At 57.8% G+C, this 17614-nt stretch carries 17 protein-coding genes; 11 read left to right on the top strand and 6 right to left on the bottom strand.

Going from position 1 to position 17614, the window contains the following annotated elements:
- Positions 1–99: 99 nt before the first annotated feature.
- The 4 genes from Q675_RS21005 to Q675_RS20990 form a co-directional block, all read right to left on the bottom strand.
- A complete protein-coding gene (locus Q675_RS21005; RefSeq protein ID WP_011785165.1) occupies positions 100–1188 on the bottom strand; it encodes a hypothetical protein in 1089 nt (362 codons plus the stop codon).
- A gap of 40 nt (positions 1189–1228) precedes the next feature.
- Positions 1229–2293, bottom strand: coding sequence for a hypothetical protein (locus Q675_RS21000; RefSeq protein ID WP_023010405.1), 1065 nt, complete (start codon positions 2291–2293; stop codon positions 1229–1231).
- 129 nt (positions 2294–2422) lie between these two features.
- Positions 2423–3025 (bottom strand): YceI family protein, encoded by a 603-nt coding sequence (locus Q675_RS20995; RefSeq protein WP_023010404.1) that lies wholly within the window; start codon positions 3023–3025, stop codon positions 2423–2425.
- Positions 3006–3761, bottom strand: coding sequence for a CDP-alcohol phosphatidyltransferase family protein (locus Q675_RS20990; protein WP_023010403.1), 756 nt, complete (start codon positions 3759–3761; stop codon positions 3006–3008). The genes Q675_RS20995 and Q675_RS20990 overlap by 20 nt, the downstream gene beginning before the upstream one ends.
- A 111-nt stretch (positions 3762–3872) precedes the next feature.
- Between Q675_RS20990 and Q675_RS20985 the strand changes: the two genes are divergently transcribed.
- The 4 genes from Q675_RS20985 to Q675_RS20970 are packed head-to-tail and all read left to right on the top strand — an operon-like array spanning position 3873 to position 8124.
- A complete protein-coding gene (locus Q675_RS20985) occupies positions 3873–4889 on the top strand; it encodes a zinc-dependent alcohol dehydrogenase (RefSeq protein WP_023010402.1) in 1017 nt (338 codons plus the stop codon).
- Entirely contained in the window at positions 4867–5265 is a 399-nt protein-coding gene (locus tag Q675_RS20980; RefSeq protein ID WP_023010031.1) for a 6-pyruvoyl trahydropterin synthase family protein, read from the top strand. The genes Q675_RS20985 and Q675_RS20980 overlap by 23 nt, the downstream gene beginning before the upstream one ends.
- Positions 5252–7171 (top strand): glycosyltransferase family 4 protein, encoded by a 1920-nt coding sequence (locus tag Q675_RS20975; protein ID WP_023010401.1) that lies wholly within the window; start codon positions 5252–5254, stop codon positions 7169–7171. The genes Q675_RS20980 and Q675_RS20975 overlap by 14 nt, the downstream gene beginning before the upstream one ends.
- Positions 7153–8124 (top strand): lysylphosphatidylglycerol synthase transmembrane domain-containing protein, encoded by a 972-nt coding sequence (locus Q675_RS20970; RefSeq protein WP_023010033.1) that lies wholly within the window; start codon positions 7153–7155, stop codon positions 8122–8124. The genes Q675_RS20975 and Q675_RS20970 overlap by 19 nt, the downstream gene beginning before the upstream one ends.
- Here Q675_RS20970 and Q675_RS20965 read toward each other — a convergent pair whose 3' ends face one another.
- On the bottom strand, positions 8125–8991 hold the full coding sequence (locus Q675_RS20965; protein ID WP_023010034.1) for a RibD family protein: 867 nt from the start codon (positions 8989–8991) through the stop codon (positions 8125–8127).
- A gap of 118 nt (positions 8992–9109) precedes the next feature.
- Between Q675_RS20965 and Q675_RS20960 the strand changes: the two genes are divergently transcribed.
- Complete coding sequence (locus tag Q675_RS20960; protein WP_023010035.1) at positions 9110–9526, top strand: helix-turn-helix domain-containing protein; 417 nt, start codon at positions 9110–9112, stop codon at positions 9524–9526.
- 16 nt (positions 9527–9542) lie between these two features.
- Here the strand turns inward: Q675_RS20960 and galU are convergent, their stop codons facing one another.
- Positions 9543–10379: a UTP--glucose-1-phosphate uridylyltransferase GalU gene (gene galU / locus Q675_RS20955; protein ID WP_011785155.1), complete on the bottom strand. Its 837-nt coding sequence runs from the start codon at positions 10377–10379 to the stop codon at positions 9543–9545.
- A 319-nt stretch (positions 10380–10698) separates the two neighbouring features.
- Between galU and Q675_RS20950 the strand changes: the two genes are divergently transcribed.
- The 6 genes from Q675_RS20950 to prpB all read left to right on the top strand — a co-directional run bounded on the left by Q675_RS20950 (position 10699) and on the right by prpB (position 17611).
- A complete protein-coding gene (locus Q675_RS20950) occupies positions 10699–11904 on the top strand; it encodes a ShlB/FhaC/HecB family hemolysin secretion/activation protein (RefSeq protein WP_023010400.1) in 1206 nt (401 codons plus the stop codon).
- Positions 11905–12024: 120 nt separating this feature from the next.
- A complete protein-coding gene (locus Q675_RS20945) occupies positions 12025–13563 on the top strand; it encodes a glucan biosynthesis protein G (RefSeq protein ID WP_023010399.1) in 1539 nt (512 codons plus the stop codon).
- Positions 13564–13577: 14 nt separating this feature from the next.
- Complete coding sequence (locus tag Q675_RS20940; RefSeq protein WP_023010398.1) at positions 13578–13835, top strand: hypothetical protein; 258 nt, start codon at positions 13578–13580, stop codon at positions 13833–13835.
- Complete coding sequence (gene mdoH / locus Q675_RS20935) at positions 13828–15933, top strand: glucans biosynthesis glucosyltransferase MdoH (RefSeq protein ID WP_023010397.1); 2106 nt, start codon at positions 13828–13830, stop codon at positions 15931–15933. Before Q675_RS20940 ends, mdoH begins: the two co-directional genes overlap by 8 nt.
- Positions 15934–16025: 92 nt before the next feature.
- The gene (locus Q675_RS20930; RefSeq protein WP_023010396.1) at positions 16026–16706 is read left to right on the top strand and encodes a GntR family transcriptional regulator; all 681 of its coding nucleotides are present in this window, start codon (positions 16026–16028) and stop codon (positions 16704–16706) included.
- Between the two features lie 17 nt (positions 16707–16723).
- Positions 16724–17611 carry a methylisocitrate lyase gene (gene prpB / locus Q675_RS20925; protein WP_023010395.1) on the top strand — a complete coding sequence of 296 codons (888 nt, stop codon included), beginning with the start codon at positions 16724–16726 and terminating at the stop codon, positions 17609–17611.
- Positions 17612–17614 lie beyond the last annotated feature (3 nt).

Raw genomic sequence — 17614 nt, 5'->3', positions numbered from 1 at the left:
TAGAAATCAGAGGGCTCAATCTATAGTTTGCGAACTAAAAAAGATAGCAGCGAAAACCGAGGGAGTGGCTCATCCCTGAGCCTTTGCAACAACGATCGATCAGTTGTTGAGTGTGGTGTAGACAAGATTGGACAGACTGGTCTGGCTGGAGTTCGGCACTTCAATGTACTGATCGCCAGAGCCCCAGAACTGCCACCACGCACGCTGATTGTAGGTGCGGCTGGCGAAGTCCACACGCAGGCCGTTCAGGGTGGTGTTGTTCACCACGGGGACAGCGGTGTTGCCGGTCTGGGTATTGATCACGTCGCCATGGTTGGCGCCCTCGCTCATCAGCACCGGGTAGTGGTTGTAATACAACCCGGACGGGCCGTTCTGTCCGCTGACTTTACCGGCCAGGCTGATGCTGTTGGAGCAGGAATCAATACCGCTGGCACTGGTTGCTCCGCAGGCTGAATGGGTGGGAACCACGCCATCGTCGGTGCCATCAATAAAGGGTTTGGTGATACCTCCGTAGGATGAGCCACCGCCAACGAACCGCAGGCGCGGAATGCTGTTGGGGCTGACGGCCAGGTTGCGGGCAACGTTGGTCTGCAAGTCGTTGACCACACCCAGATTATCCGGCTCCGGGTCAATGCCGGTAAAGGCTTTGACCGCCTGTTTCACCGGCCAGTTGTACCAGCTGTCGTTGTAGGCAATGCTCACGGCCAGGTCGGCCAGTTCCGTGCCACCACCGGCACCGGCCATGTCCAGTACTGCCAGGATTTTCAGCGGTTGCAGGCCTTCCGATTGCAGCCAGCGCGCCTGGTTTTCCAGCAGATGGCGGGTTACCAGATCGCCGGTGGAGTGGGTAACAACAACGCAGTAGTCATTACACAGCCCTTGCTGACTGATCTGCCGCAGTTGCTGAAAAGCCTGCTGGGCGATCTGGCCTTCTACCCGGCCATTGCTGGCCCAGTCGATACGGGCTTCGGCCCGGTTCAGCCAGTATTCCCGCCAGTTATCTTCGCCGGCCTGCTGGACTTCCTGGAAGTTGGCCGGTGGATTGGAAAGATCATCCATCATGAAGCCGTGAACCAGAATCACATTGTGGCCGGCCAACTGCGCACTTGCGCCAGTGGCAAACAGGCCGCCAGCCAGCGCTGTCGCGAGGGCGGTTTTCGTCAGGCATCCTCTTCTTTTCATTGTCATTGGTTGCTCCGTTTCTTTCCGATTTATTGTTGTGGTGTTATCAGAACTTGTCCGCCAGCTGCCGTAGCAGGGCAGCCCGTTGTTCTGATTCGGGATTCATCGCCGGCTGGTTTTGGAGGCCGTCCAGATCCGGCGGTGAAAATTCATAGCCTTCCTCGGGACCGAAGGCGTAGTCGGTGCGGTCGCCCGGGGCGGCGGGTAACCGGCGTATCTGCAAATGCCTAAGTTGCAGGGTGCCCTGAATGTCGCGATTGGCTAACACGCTGCCATGGGCTTTCAGGCGAATGACGGCCGAGCTGCTGCCCAGAGACGTTTCCTGTTGCAATTGGGCCAGCGGGGTTTCTCCGCTGTAGAGCTGTGCAGAGAGGGCGTAATAGCCGGACTGTTCCGGGTCGAAGCGCACAGGGATGACGAGGTCGTTCCCAGACACATAGGCGGTCTCCAGGCCCTCGAAGCTGCCTAGATCGGGTTCGATGGTCAGTGAAGACACATGTCGAACGGGCTTGCCGTCTACCCGGGCCTCCACAATCAACCGGTACTCGCCGGGGGGATGATCGGAACTGACGGTGCCCTGGTAATAACCGGGGTCTGCATTCTCCAGCTCGGCAGAGGCTACCCGGCCCCGCTCTCCGGCCGTCTCCAGGGTGGCGGACAGAGACTGGCCGAACACCTGACGACCATTCAGGGACGCCACCACCAGAATCGGCTCACCCTGGCTGAAGCGGAATTTGTCCAGCGTCACCACAAAGCGGCCATCACCCTCGAGCGGGAGCACGACCGGGTGGTAGCGGTTGCCCTGGTAAGCCTCTGCCTGAGCTTTGGTCAGCGGCACCGAATAATCCGGGTACCGAATAGTCTGTTGGTATTCCTCTGCAACACTTGCCAGCATGAAGCCCAGCGCATTTTCAGAGGGTGGCTCGGGAACAGGCCCGGCAGGTGTGGCCGGAGCTACGGTATCCTGGTTAGCAACCATTTGGGGCGCGGAAGAGTTGGTGTCTTGCAGCGGGCCCCGGAAGCTGCCCTCGTTCTCGGCAGAGAGCAGCCACACGGTGCCGGCCACACCGGCGGTGATGGCCAGGGTTAGGCTTAATGCCCGGTACGGCATTGTCAGACCCCGTTATTGTTGTTGATGGTTGGGTTAACTTTTAACCATAGGGTCGGATTGTTCTAAACGGCAAAAATTTAGGCCGAAATTGCGGAGGTTTTGTGTCGTTTTGAGAGGCGGTTCTCAAAGTCAGAACCAGCCACTGTCTTTGATGGCCTCAAAGCCGAAGCGCAACCGCACTTCGTCTCCCACCAGCCCGTTTTCCAGGCCGTAGGTCATGCCCCAATCGCTGCGGTTGATGACAGCCTCCGCGCTTATGCCCAGGGTGTAGTCTTCATGGCCGATGGGATACTCCGCGGCCTTGTTCAGGGTGACATTCACATCGACCGGTCGGGTCTGCCCCAGCAAGGTCAGGTCGCCGGTCACTACGCCAGTATTGTCACCGGTTTTTTTAAAGTCACTCACCACAAAGGTAATCTCCGGGTATTTGCTGGCGTCCAGAAAATCGGGCTTGCGGAGGTGGTCGTCCCGTTTATCGTGGTTGGTAAAGACACTGCTGGCTTTGAAAACCAGCTTCCCGGAATTCAGTTCTCCGGTTTCTTCGTTGTATTCAAACTGGCCTTCAATATCCCGGAACATGCCCATCACCGGGGCATAACCGATATGCATGATTTCGAAGCTCATGGAAAAGTGCTCTTCGTCCACTTCGAACTTAGCCGGCTCTGCAGACACACTGGTAGCGGTGGCCAGCAGGATTGAGGTTGTCAGAGCTTCAGGAAATGACAGTTTCATGATTTTGTCTCCTTTGGTAGAGCCAGCGCACGTCCAGATAAAAGGACCAGGCAAGCAACGCCAGAGCGAGCCCGAGCGTCAGGCTGGCGAACAATGCAGGGGTAATGGGCACAACGGCGACCATCAGTGTGACCACCTGCCAGACACAGATGGTCTTCCGTCGGAAGCTGTCTGGCAGCGGGTTATTCAGCCAGGGCAGCGGCCAACTGGCCAATATGAACAGATAGCGCATCAGGCCCAGGGCAAGTACCCAGCTACCGGCTTTCTCCAGAGCCAGTGTGGCAACGCACAGCCCGAGGATAAAGAGCGCGTCCAGCTCCATATCGAAACGGGCACCGAAGGCGCTATGGCTTCCTGTTGCCCGGGCGATTTTGCCGTCGACACCGTCCAACAACAGAGCGATCAGGCTGATAACCGCATAACTCCAGAGCGCGGGTGAGGCTGCTGAAGAGGAGTGGTCACCGAGGAACGGAGCCCAGCCAACCAGTGCCAGCACCAAAACCGAGCGCAGCAGCGTGGCGCGGTTGGCCCAGCCGAAGTCGGCTCTCCAACGCCAGTGCCGGAGGACAAGGACACTTTGCCCGAGATAGAACGCAAAGGTGATTAACCAGAAGCCGGTTGGCAGATCAAAGGCTTTGGCCAGAAAAAACGAAACGCCAGCCAGGCCCAGCATTCCCAGGATCAGATCACTGATGGGGCTGAAACTTCCTTTCATTGAGGTGCTGGTGGAATCCATACGCCATTGCGTCCGTATAGCCTGTGAGTGGCGTTAGCAAGCTCCCATTCTATGACTATAGTTTGGAGAGACTGCTTTTGCGTACGCGGCCATTCATCAAATGGACTATTCATGGACGTTGAGAACAACACTGCCTTTTGGATTACCGGGTATCAGGAGGCCAGGTTAGGGCCAGTGCCCGAGCCGACATTTCCCGCTTCTGAAACACCGTATGTGATCGTTCGTTCCCGCTATTCCGGCATCAGCCGGGGGACGGAATCCCTCGTCTACAACAACCAGGTTCCTGAAAACGAATACCAGAGAATGCGGGCACCGTTTCAGGAAGGCGAATTTCCGTTTCCGGTGAAATACGGCTATGCCAGTGTAGGAGAGGTTGTGGACGGGCCGGAAGCCCTGCTGGGGCAGAACGTATTCTGCCTCTATCCTCACCAGCAGCGATACGCGGTGCCCGCATCCGCGGTTCTGCCTTTGCCAGCCAAGGTTCCAGCCGAGCGAGCAGTGCTGGCGGCCAACATGGAGACCGCCATCAACGGCGTCTGGGACGGGCAGCCTGCGGTTGGTGACCGGATTGCGGTGATTGGTCTTGGCGTGGTGGGCTTGTTGGTGGCCTGGCTGGTCAATCGCATTCCCGGCGTGGAATTGATCGGAGTTGATACCAATGAAGGGCGAAGATCGGTGGCTCAAGCCCTTGGAGTACGTTTCACTACCGAGCCGGACATCCAGAACTGTGACCTGGTATTTCATGCCTCAGGGCACCCCTCTGGGTTGGCCAAAGCCCTGGCGCTGGCGGGGCCGGATGCCCGTGTGGTTGAACTGAGCTGGTATGGCGACACGCCTGTTTCCGTGCCGCTGGGCCACGCGTTTCACCCGAACCGGCTGACTCTGAAATCAAGCCAGGTGGGGCAGCTATCGCCGGAGCGGAGGCCGCGCTGGAACCATCGCCGCCGCATGGAGCTGGCGCTTTCCCTGCTGTCAGAGCCGGTTCTGGATGCGCTGATCAGTGGAGAGTCGAGCTTTGACCAGCTTCCGCAAGTCGCCAGAGATATCCTGATGCCGGGCGCCGATGCGCTTTGCCACCGAATCGTTTACTTACCAGGGAGAGACTATGTTCAGCCTGACCGTTCGTGATCACATGATGATCGCCCACAGCTTTAACGGTGAGATTTTCGGGCCTGCCCAGGGCGTTCACGGGGCAACCTATGTGGTGGATGTTACTTTCGAGCGCCACGTACTCGACAACAACGACCTGATTGTCGACATCGGGCAGGCTTCGGCGTTGCTCAAGGACGTGTTGTCGGAATTCAACATGAAGAACCTGGATGATATTCCCCAGTTTGCGGGACGAAACACCACCACAGAGTTCATGGCCAAGGTTGTGTTCGACCGCATGGCAGCGGCCATTCACGCCGGGCGTCTGGGTGAGGACGGTAAAGGCGTGGTCAGCTTGAAAGTGACCCTCAGCGAGTCGCACATCGCGTGGGCCAGCTACCATGCCGGCATCTGAACTCTGGTTCGTGGTGCCGGGAGACCCCGGCCAGAACACCGGCGGTTACCGTTATGTTCGGCGCCTGGTCGAGGCGTTGGTCAAGGCGGGCATTCCGGTAAAGCTGGCCGGGCTGGAGGGAGCGTTTCCCAAACCGGATGACTTTGCCAGGCAGTCGCTGGATCGGTTCCTTGCGGGTTTGCCAGACGGAACCCGGGTCGTGCTGGATGGCCTGGCGATGGGCGGCCTGCCTGAGGTTTTACAGCGACACCAGAGCCGGTTGAACCTGATTGCGCTGGTGCATCACCCGCTGGCGGATGAGAACGGCCTGAGTGAGCAGGAGCAAGCCTGGTTCAAGCACTCGGAAACGACGGCATTGGCCTGTGTTGGCGCCGTATTCACCACCAGCTATTACACGGCGGAACGGCTGCAGGCATTCGGAGTGACGCCGGCGCGGGTGACCACCGCCTTGCCCGCTGTCGACGACGCATTTTTTCAGCAGTCGCCCCGGATTGGCCGGCGTGATGCCACCAGGGCGATTCACCTGTTGTGTGTCGGTCATCTGTCGCCACGAAAAGCGCAGCATCAGTTGATTCAGGCGCTTGCTCAACTCACACATCTGGACTGGCGCTTGAGGCTGGTTGGCAGTGCCGGGCGAGCCACGGATTATGCCTCGGGGGTTCGTGCCCTGGTCCGTGAATCCGGGCTGGAAAGCCGCGTTGAGTTTGCTGGCGAGTTGGGAGAAGCAGATGTGCTGAAGGCTTATCAGCAAGCCGATCTGTTTGTGTTTCCCTCGCTTTACGAGGGCTATGGCATGGTAATCGATGAGGCCCTCGCAGCCGGTCTGCCGGTGTTGAGTTCCGACGGTGGCGCGCTGGCTTTGACTGGCGCCAAACCAGGGGTTGAGTTGTATGAAGCGGGCAATGTAGCGGCTCTGGCCACCAGATTGACCCGGCTGATTGCCGAACCGGATGACGTTGAAGCACTGGTCGCCGGCGCCATGCAGTCCCGGTGCGAGATCCGTCGCTGGTCTGAAACCGCGCAAGATTTCCTTGCCGGGCTGGAAAAGGGCAGGCCGCGTAATCCGGTTCAATTTGCCGCGGATTGGCTGGAAGCAAGGGAGCCCGCCGATCACCAGGCCCGTGATGATGGGCTGACGGCCCGACTCGCCGAATGGCTTACCGAACGATATGACTGTCGGGCGTCGGGTAGTAAACCGGGGGCGCCCCTTCACCTTGTGGATCTCGGTACCGGTCGGGGCTCCAATCCCGTCTACCTTAGCCCGAAACTACCGGTACCCCAGCGTTGGACTCTGGTTGAGCCGGACCAAACCCTGGCCGGGATCGCCCTTCAGCGGGTTGAAAAGCTGGATGCACCGGCTGTGCTGGAAACAATGGTCTTGACGAAAGATAACCTCAGTACGGCGTTGCCCGAAAACGCGGACCTGGTGACGTCTTCGGCCTTGGTCGACCTGGTTTCCGAACCCTGGTTGAGCGCCTTGTCTGCAGCGGTGGCCAAACGTCAGGCGGCATTGTTGGTCGTCATCACTTACAGCGGCTATTTTACCCTGGAACCTGCACATCCCTTCGATGACGAACTGCGCGCTCTGGTCAATGCCCATCAACATCGGGAGAAGGGCAGTGGCGCTGCGCTCGGCCCGGACGCCACGGCCTGTTTGAGCCGTCTGATGTCTAACAAGGGCTATCACATCCAAACGGCAGATAGTCCCTGGGTATTGACGGGTGAGCAGGCCAGCCTCGCCGCAATGTTGCTTGAGGGCTGGGCGGAGGCTGCCACAGAACAGCAGCCGGAACAGGAGAACGATATCCAATCCTGGCTCGAAACCCGTCGGCAACAGCTGGATACCGGCGCCCTCGTCATTACCGTGAGCCATACGGATCTGCTGGCATGGCCGAAGCAGGTCTGAACCCGGAGAGGCCGGTCCCCGGCTTTGGGCGAGGGGTGTTTCGCTGGTGCGTCACCTTGCTGCTCCTGGGGATTGTTTTTGTTTTCGTCGACATCGATAGGCTAGCCCAGAGGCTGGCGATGGTTCCGCCAACGATCGTCCTTGCGGTATTGGTGGTCTCGCTGATTCAGATCGCACTGTCGGCCTGGCGCTGGCGGTATACCGCGAACCGGCTCGGTGTAGTCATGGGCTTTGGCTTTGCCTTTCGGGAGTATTACCTGGCCGGGTTTCTGAATCAGGTGCTTCCCGGGGGCGTGATGGGGGACGTAAATCGAGCCTGGCGCCACAGCCGTTCGGCGAAGCGTTTGCAGCAATTAGCGATTGTCCATGCGGTTGTGCTGGAGCGCCTGTCAGGCCAGTTGGTGCTGGTACCGGTTGTACTGATTGCGGTGTCCGGGCTTTGGTGGACCGGGCAGTTAAATAGCCAGGTCGGTGACGCAGGCGTATCCCTGAACCTGGGCTATTGGCTGATTCTGCCCGCGTTGGCCGTGCTCGGGGTTTTGCTGGTCTCTATGACGGGGTTCGGGGCCCGGTTCAGGCGTTATGTCCGACGATTAAGCGGGGATGTGCGTCGGGCTTTTCTGGGTTGTCGGAATGCCCTGGTGCAGGTTGGTACCTCGGTTCTGGTTTTCCTGACCTATATGGCGGTGTTCATGTTAATGGCCACGGGCATGGACTTGTTTGCCGACGGCACACCCTGGCTGTTGGTCGTGGCCCTGTGCCCGCTGCTGCTTTTGGCCATGGTTATGCCGGTAACGGTGTCCGGCTGGGGCGTCAGAGAAGGTGTAGCGGCCATTCTATGGCCATTGGTGGGGTTGCCCGCAGAGCAGGGCGTGGCGCTGAGTGTTGGCTATGGTGCTGCGGTGTTTCTGGTGAGCTTGCCGGGCGCGCTGGCGCTGCTTGTCCGCCGGTAATCAGGGTTTGGCGGTGTCGAACGCCAGATCAAAGAGCATGTCGCTACCAAGGTTAACCAGCTGGGCTTTGGGGCGAAGCGCTTCATCCAGCTGGTCAATCTCCGGCAGGGAGAACGCTGGCCGGCCGCTGCCGATGATCATGGGGGCAACCATCACATGTAAGCGGTCCAGTAATCCCGCCTTCAGGAAAGACGAGACGGTAACGCCTCCGCCCTCGATAAAAATCTTGCGAAGTCCAAAATCCTGTAACACCTGCAGGATACGTTCGGGAGAAGCAGGGGTTTCGTTTTCTGCGGAGCCCAGGCAAGGCACTGTTGTAACCCCGGTCGGATCCAGCGTTTTGGGGCCTGGCTGATAATCGCCGGCAATCAGGTGCAGGGTAGGAGCATCGCCGTCGGTGAACAGGTGGTGGCTGGCAGGCACCCGCTGCCGGCGGTCGATCACGACGCGCACCGGGTTGCGGCCAGAGGTTCGGCGCACGGTCAGGCGCGGATTGTCGGTGCTGGCCGTTCCGGCACCGACCACCACGGCGTCACACAGGGCGCGGATTCGGTGCAGGTGGGTGATGCCGTCGTCACCGTTGATAAACCGGGAGCAGCCGGTGACCGTGGCGATCCGTCCATCCAGGCTCTGGCCAAGCTGGCCGATCACCCGGCTGTTATTGGTGACGGGCTGGCACAAGGGCAGGAACAACGATAGCAGGTTCCTCGCCTGTTCGGATGCCGGCTGAACGAGTTCCCAGCTTTTGCCGTTGATCTTCACCGCGGGTTGATCAGAACCGGGCACGGGCAGGGTGATATTGCTCCGGTTGATCGCGCTGAGTACCAGATCCCAGGCGTTATCGGTGTCCAGTGCGTCATTTGCCATGTGGTACCTGCTCGTTCGTTGTTCGTTTCAGTATAGGCAGATTGTGTCCAAAGCTATATGTACGATACATTTCCGGTTTGATTCACTTTTTCGGCCAACTTTTCAGGGGCACGGAGCCATGCGGTACCTGCAATCTTTTAACCGTCGTCTGCGTCGTATTCGGGAGCAGGGCCAGTTGTCCCTGGGGGATGTGGCCGAAATGTGTGGCGTGGACGAGGCCCGTGTCCGCAGCTGGGAGGCGACGGACGCACGCCAGAGAGGGTACCCCGGGGTTAGTGAATTGCTGGATTTTTGCCTGAAAACCGAAACACCTCTGGAACGTCTGCTGGATATGGACGATGACGGTGAGGATGGGCAACTGGAACTGCCGGGGCTGGCGTTCAGCAACAGTGATGATCTGTCAGTGGCGCTGAAAGAGCTTGAGCAGGAGATCAATCGAATCCAGCTCAGTGATGACGAAATCGAGCTGTTGCGCCGGTTCCGCAAGGCAAGTGCAGATAACCGGCGCATGGTGTTGCAGCTATTGGGGCGCTAAAGGGCCCGGGTCGCCTCTATTTTCCCTTCTTGTAGATGTTCTCGTACACGAAGTTGGTGGCCTCCACGAAACCGTCGATGCTGCCGCAGTCAAAACGCTGACCTTTAAACTGGTAGGCCAGCACGCAACCATTCTTCGCCTGCTCCAGCAGGGCATCGGTAATCTGAACCTCACCATTCTTACCCGGCGGTGTACGCTCGATAATGTCGAAAATGTCCGGGGTCAGGATGTAGCGCCCGATAATCGCCAGGTTGCTGGGCGCGTCTTCCGGTGCTGGTTTCTCCACCATGTCGGTAATACGGTAAAGGCCATCCTTCATGGATTCACCCGCAATCACACCGTACTTGTGGGTTTCGTCTTCCGGTACTTCTTCAATGGCCACAATGGAGCAGCGGAACTGGTTATACAGTTTGACCATCTGGGTCAGAACGCCGTCACCATCTTCCGGGCCCACGCAGAAGTCATCCGCGAGCACAACCGCGAACGGGTTGTCGCCCACCAGGTTGCGGCCAGTCAGGATGGCGTGGCCCAGTCCCTTCATTTCATTCTGACGGGTGAAGGCAAAAGAGTTGTTGTTGATCAGATCCCGGATAGAGGTAAGCAGGCCTTCCTTGCCGGTACCGGCAATCTGGTGCTCGAGCTCGTAACTGATATCAAAATGATCTTCGATGGCGCGTTTGCCGCGGCCGGTGACAAAGCCGAATTCATGAATGCCGGCATCTGCGGCTTCCTCCACCCCGTACTGCACCAGTGGCTTGTTAACGATCGGCAGAATTTCCTTGGGCATGGCCTTGGTGGCCGGAAGGAAACGGGTGCCGTATCCGGCAACCGGGAAGAGGCACTTTTTGATCATGATTGTTCGTCCTTAATCAGGTGGTTTACTGCTTTGTTTACCCACAAAGCGTGCCAAGTGTAACCAAGTTGTATGCCGAGTTGGAGGGTTTCATTTCCGAGTGTTGATTTCTGGTAATTCTGTCGACTGGTTCCGATCTGTCCGGGGTGACTGAAATGCCTAGAAAATTGTTTCACTCCCCCTTTTAACTACATGATTTTAAGTAACATTAAATTTGTAAATTTATGATGATAATGGTGGCCTGAGAGCGGCCTATCTTTTAAAGTTGCACCGAATTAATGGGTTTACATGAAATTGACATTGCTTCGGGTTTTCCAGAGTGCCGCCATCGATCTTCAAACTGCCTGTTCGTCACTTCTCATTGTCTGCACTGTTTTTGTGCGCGACAGCGAGCTGGTGTCTGCCAGCCTACGGTTCAGAGACGGCGCTTGATGGTGATACCCCGGAAACCAGCCGGCAGGCGTTGCTTCCCGAGAACAGTCTGAAGCTGACCCGTGAACATTGGCTGCGCTCCAAAATGAAGTTTTCCGGGCGCACCAACCGGGACACCGATCATCGGGATGGGGCGCTGAACGTGGGCCTGAATGGTCTTTTCTGGGCGAATCATCGTGCCGGCGTCCGCTACAGTGACGCCAAGACCTATCGGGTGGGCAATGAGCGCCGAGTACTCGGCTTCAGTTATGGCCTTCCGGTAGGGCGTAACCATCTGGATATTGAACTCCGGAATACCGCTTATGAAGAGGTGTCCAGGGCAGACGGTTCCCGTTTTCAGAAAGAAGGACGCACCCGGGATCTCACTATCACCGGCAGGCGGGCCCTGTTCTCTACGTTCGGCTATCAGTTCCTCGGCCGTGCCGGATACTCTTCCGTAAACCAGTACTGGACCCGAAGAACGGATGAAGTGCATCGTTCCAGTTACCAGTTATCGACTGTGGGGTTTGAGGCTAACGGACATCACAATCTGTACGGTGGTTTTGACCTGAGCAGCGGACTGCGTGCGGTCACGGGTATTGAGGCCGAGATAGAGCGTGCGACCGATTCGGAACAGGGGCGGCGTGAAGAGCAGTTTGGGCGCATGGTTCTCAGTGCATCGCTTGACCGAGAGTTACTGGCCTGGCACTGGGGACTGGACGGGGAATACCAGTTGGCGTCTGCCGATATTCCGGGTTCTCAGCACCTGAGGGTTGCCGGGTCAGGGCTGGTGGCGGGTTTCAATGGCCAGTCACTTAGCGTAGCCGAAGGTGGGTGGCTGCGCCTGGGTAGCCGTAGCCCGGAATTCGATATTCCGTTCTTTCCCAGGCTGTCGTCCAGTGTCCGCCTTTCTGTTCTGCGCGGCTGGATTCCCGATGAGTCATTTCAGCAGCATCAGGCGGGGCATGTGACGTCGGGAGAGGTCTCATGGGGGCTATCTGCGCGGCAGTTCAGCGCCGATGTCAGCCTGGGGCGGGTGCTGAACACAACCACAGATGCCATAGCCGTACCTGATCAACCGGATGTCCGCTTTACCATGAGCTTGCAGATCTGAAGCAACTCTGCCTCACGTCGTTTCATTTGATTTCGATTCGCTTACGAACTTGTCACTTGTAGCAGCCCTCGGGCGCGGTGCTACATTGAATGGACAAACCGTGAACCGAGGAAGGAAACGATGCACGCAGGGAAAGTAGGTCTGGTGGTTCTGGGATTGTTCTTGTTTGCTCCCCTTTATGCCCAGGCGTTCCAGTTTCAGGATGTTGTGGAAAAAGCGAAATCGAAGGCGAGTGCGGCGTACGAGCCGGTCCCTGGAATTCCCGACTTCATGGCAGGCCTGAGCTACGACGAATACCAGTCTATCCGCTTTGATCCTTCAAAAAGCCTCTGGCGAGAAGGGGATTCCCGTTTCCAGGTAATGCTCATTCCCGCTGGTAAATTTTACACCCGTCCAGTAAGCATCCACGTAGTGGACAGCGAGGGCGTCCATCCACTGTCGTTCGATAAGAGTCTGTTCAATGTCGACGACGAGGCGCTCAGAAAACGGGTGCCGGCCGATCTAGGCTATGCCGGACTCAAGTTGACGTTCCCTTTTGATGGTCCCGACGTAGCCAATCAGTTCCTGGTGTTCGCGGGCGCAAGCTATTTTCGCGGCGTCAGTAAGGAAACCTCTTTCGGGCTATCTGCGCGGGGTATCGCTGTAGACACGGGTTTGCCGACCGGTGAGGAGTTTCCTGATTTCACGGAGTTCTGGTTGGAGCGCCCCGCTCCCGACAGCGACCATGTTCGTGTCTACGCATTGTTGGATGGTCCAAGCCTGACCGGGGCCTATGAGTTCACGGTCTACCCCGGGGAGCAGACCCGGGTAGATGTGAAAGCCCGCCTGTTTATGCGGGAAGATATCGAGTTGCTGGGGCTCGCACCACTCACTTCGATGTTCTATTACGGGGAACATACTCCCAGGCCGCTTGGTGAGTGGCGCCCCCAGGTGCACGATTCAGACGGATTGTTAATCCATGATGATGCAACCGGCGAGTGGCTATGGCGCCCGCTGATGAACCCGGATCGACTTGCCGCAAGTTTCCACAGTGTCCGTCGTGTCGGCGGCTTTGGTCTGATTCAGCGTGATCGGGAGTTTCGTCACTACGAAGATCTGGAAGCCCGCTATGAGCGCAGGCCCAGCGCCTGGGTGAGCGCCGAGGGGGACTGGGGGAAAGGAAATGTGGTTCTGGTGGAGATTCCTACGGACGACGAAACCAATGACAACATAGTCGCTTTCTGGAGTCCGGGAGGTGAAGTGTCCGCAGGCACGTCGCGGGATCTGAACTACTCGATTCAGTTCGGCGGTGCCGGCGTGGCGCCACATCCTGGCGGAAAAGTGGTAAACACCTTCGTCGGCGCAGGGGATCGTATAGGCGGCGGTGATCAGGCCGGTGCCTATCGGATCCTGGTGGATTTTGCCGGCGGTCCCTTGTCGGAGCTCAACGCGGAGTCTCCCGTAGTCAGCAAAGTGACCGGGGGCGAGGGTGTTGAGGTGCTTGAACACTTTGTCGAGTGGGTAGCGCCAGAGAATCATTGGCGATTGTCGATCCTGGCCAAGCCCGCGCCGGATCAGATACTTCAGCTGCGGGGTTTTCTGATGGTGGATGATGAGGTCGCCACGGAGACGTGGAGCTACTCTTTGCCGCCGGGGACAGGCCTGCGGGCAGAACCCTGATCCTGGAGGATCGTATGGACGCACAAACCTCCTACCAGTTGCTGGGAAAGCTGTTGGTGTACCTTGAATTGAGTGGCGCCAGTAACGACCGTAAAACGTTCAATGGCGCACTGGCCTTACTCGCGGACGGCGTTGCCGGAAACGAACACAGCGTTCGGTTTGAGGACCTTTTGGCCCGCATTCCTGACTACTTCGAGTTGGGTGAGCCAACTCTTCCGCCGGTAGCTCCGCCGATTCGCCGCAGCAGTATCGGGTATTTCACCGATGACTGAGTCAGCGACTGCGTCCCGCTCCTGGCACCTGCAGGCGACGATCCGACGCCTGGTGCTGACTGCGTTTGTGGCTGGACAGACGGGGCTGGCGTCCTGGTTTCTGCTCCAGGTGCTGCCTTATCACGGGGGCAACGTGGTGGAGTGGCTGATTGTTGCTGTTTTCGCGGTGCTTTACCTTTGGATTGCCTTTGGCTTCTGGATCGCAGTATACGGCTTCCTGCTGCGTTTACTGGGCGGAGATCGGGCATCGTTACTGAAGCGCCATACGCCGAATGAGCTGGCGGCAACGCCGCTGTCGAAAACCGCAATTGTCATGCCGTTGTATCACGAGCCGGTAAGCTGGACGCTGAAGGGGCTCAAAGCCATTTACCTCGATCTGGCGCGATCAGGCCGCCTGGATGATTTTGATTTTTATATTCTCTCAGACAGTCAGGATCCTGATGTCTGGCTGCAAGAGCAGCAGGTCTGGTTGAAACTGGTGGAAGAGCTCGGCGCTCACGGTCGGCTCTTCTATCGCCGGCGTCGGGTTAATCTCAACTACAAAAGCGGCAACGTGGCTGATTTCTTGAGGCGCTGGGGAAGTCAGTATCAGTATATGGTCGTTCTGGATGCCGATAGCCTCCTCGCCGGTGACACTATTCGGACCATGGTACAGGTGATGAACCGGGAACCGCAGGTTGGTATCCTTCAGACTGCTCCTACCATTATTAACGCTCGCTCCGCGTTTGCTCGTATCCAACAGTTTGCCAATCGGCTTTACTCGCCGCTTTTCGCCACGGGCCTGGCTGCCATCCAAATGGGGGATGCTGCATTCTGGGGCCACAACGCTGTGATACGCGTTGCTCCATTTATGGCGCATTGTGGTTTGCCAAAGCTCAAAGGCGCTGGTATCTGGCAAGGCCCGATCATGAGCCATGATTTCGTAGAGGCGGCGTTTCTGGGGAGAGCAGGGTATGAAGTCTGGCTGGAACCGGCTTTGGGGGCCAGCTATGAAGAATCTCCGCCCACGCTTGATGACGAACTTGCCCGAGATCAGCGCTGGTCGAAAGGGAATCTGCAGCACGCAGCGCTGATGCTCTTCTCGCCTCGATTGCGCCTGGCACATCGTTTTGCCTTTTTGAATGGCATCATGGCGTACGCGTCGTCACCGTTGTGGTTGTTGTTCCTGGTACTGACAACGATTGCTGCTGTGCAACTGACCATCGCGCCTATCGATTATTTTCCGGACGGGCGTGAGAGCCCCTTTCCTTTATGGCCAGAATGGCGGCCGACATGGGCCATCACCCTGGTCGTCAGCACCATGGCGCTGTTGTTTTTGCCGAAGTTTCTGGCCATTGTTGACGTCGTCGCCCATCGGGCTCTGAGTGGATTTGGCGGCTTTTTCAGGTTGTTGTCCAGCGTGTTTCTCGAAATCGTCGTCTCAGTGTTGCTCGCCCCCATCCGGATGCTTGCCCACAGTCATTCCGTCGTTTCGGCCCTGTTAAACGTTCGGCTGAGTTGGGCAGGCCAGAATCGTACCGAGGAGACCGGTTGGCGGGAGGCTGCTATGCGACATCTGCCCGGACTTATCATCGGTAGCGCCTGGTCGGCCTTTGCCTGGACCCTAGACCCGATGTTCTTTTTATGGTCATTACCCGTGTCTGTCCCTCTGGCACTGGCAGCGCCAACAACGGTTTGGCTGAGCCGGTCAAGCAGCGGTGAGTCCCTGAGTCGCAGGGGCTTATTGTTAACACCCGAGGAGCGAACCCGTATGCCGTTGCTTGATGATGCAAGGGGCTTTCGAGAGGAAGCAGAGAGTGAGGTTGCTCTCACGCCGGTGGAACAGGCGGTACTGGTCCCTGAGGTCAATCGGCTGCACCGCCACCTTGCCGGGCGTGGCGCCAAGGGCCTGAAGAAAGAAGTCATTGAGGGAGAGCTCGATGCCTGCGTCAGCCGAGGCTACCGGGGAATCGAAAAGGGCCGGCTTTCGCTTTTACTGGAAGACCCGCAGGCACTGACAGCCCTGCATCGGCGAGCCTGGAGTGCGCCTTCGGACTCATTCTGGGGGCAACGCGTTCGCAATCTCGTACTGCACGCGCAAGGTTTGCAGGATCTGTAAACAATCATACTTAAGCCTAACTCACAATTGTTGACAATCAGGGAATGCAGGCGTAGTTTCACGCTCAATAACCTCTGGATTGTTAACAAAGCATGATTCAGGCACAGCTGCAAACCCAAACCCGCGCCGATGAGGCCTTTGATTGTCTGCAAACGGCGATTGTGAAGGGCGATCTGGCGCCGGGCGAAAAAATCGGCGAAGTCGAGCTCTGTTCCCGCTTTAACCTTACCCGAGGCCCGCTGCGTGAAGCGTTGGGCCGCCTTGAATCCCGTGGATTACTGGTCAGGCGCCCTCACGCTGGTGTGAAGGTGGTGTCCGTTAGTGCCGCAGAGCTTCTTGAGTTGTACCGAATTCGAGAAGTCATGGAGGGGCTGGCAGCCCGTCAGGCGGCCGAACGCATGCCCGATGAAGAAATCCATGATCTCCTGGCCACGCTCGATAGTCATGAAAAAATGATTGAGGAAGCCCAGGGTCAGGCCTACTACCAGGCCGAGGGTGACTACGACTTCCACCACCGGATTGCCACCGGCAGTCGCAATACCAAACTGGCCCAGATGCTCCTGGGTGATCTTTACTACATGGTGCGGATGTACCGTTACCGGTTAAGCACCTCGGCCGGGCGCCCCCATCTGGCGCTGGGTGAACACCGCCGTATCGTCGAGGCCATTGCCCAGCGCGATGGCGAACTCGCCGAATTCCTGATGAAACGACACATTAATGCAGCACGCCAGAACATCGAGAAGAAAATCGAAGAAGGCGTTCTCACCATCTGATAAGAGAGGAAAAACCCATGGCTAACAAACTCTCCCCGGGCGCCCGTTTTCGTAAAGCCCTGAAAGAAAACCAGCCACTGCAGATTGTTGGTACCATCAACGCCTACGCGGCCATGATGGCCGAGCGGGTAGGGCACCAGGCCATTTATCTGTCTGGTGGTGGTGTAGCGAACGCCTCCTATGGTTTGCCGGACCTGGGCATGACCACCATGAATGACGTGGTGGAAGACGTGCGCCGGATTACCGCCGCGGTTGATGTTCCGCTGCTGGTCGATATCGATACTGGCTGGGGCGGGGCGTTTAACATTGCCCGTACCATTCGGGAGATGGAGCGTGCCGGCGCCGCTGCCGTGCACATTGAAGACCAGGTCGCCCAGAAGCGCTGCGGCCACCGCCCGAACAAGGAAATCGTTTCCAAAGAGGAAATGGTAGACCGTATTAAAGCCGCAGCCGACGCTCGTGAAGACAAAGACTTCTTCATCATGGCCCGTACCGATGCGTTCCAGAAGGAAGGGCTGGAAGCGGCGATTGACCGTGCCAAAGCCTGTATCGAAGCCGGGGCCGACGGTATCTTCGCTGAAGCCGTGCACGAACTGAGTGACTACAAAGCCTTTGCCGAGGCGATCGATGCGCCGATTCTGGCCAACATCACCGAATTTGGCGCCACGCCGCTGTACAACCGGAAAGAACTGGCGGATGCCGGCGCGGCGATGGTGCTGTACCCGCTGAGCGCCTTCCGTGCCATGAACAAGGCAGCGTTGACGGTATACCAGAATATTCTGGAAAAAGGTGACCAGAAAGACGTGGTTGACCTGATGCAGACCCGTATGGAGCTGTACGATTTCCTCAACTACCACGATTTCGAGCAGAAGCTGGACCAGCTGTTCGCTCAGAAAAAAGACTGATTG

Origin of the sequence: Marinobacter sp. EN3 (assembly GCF_000475315.1) — a bacterium.
Lineage (GTDB): Bacteria > Pseudomonadota > Gammaproteobacteria > Pseudomonadales > Oleiphilaceae > Marinobacter > Marinobacter nauticus.
Note: the sequence above shows the minus strand (reverse complement) of the source record. Positions and strands in the feature narration are given on the sequence as shown.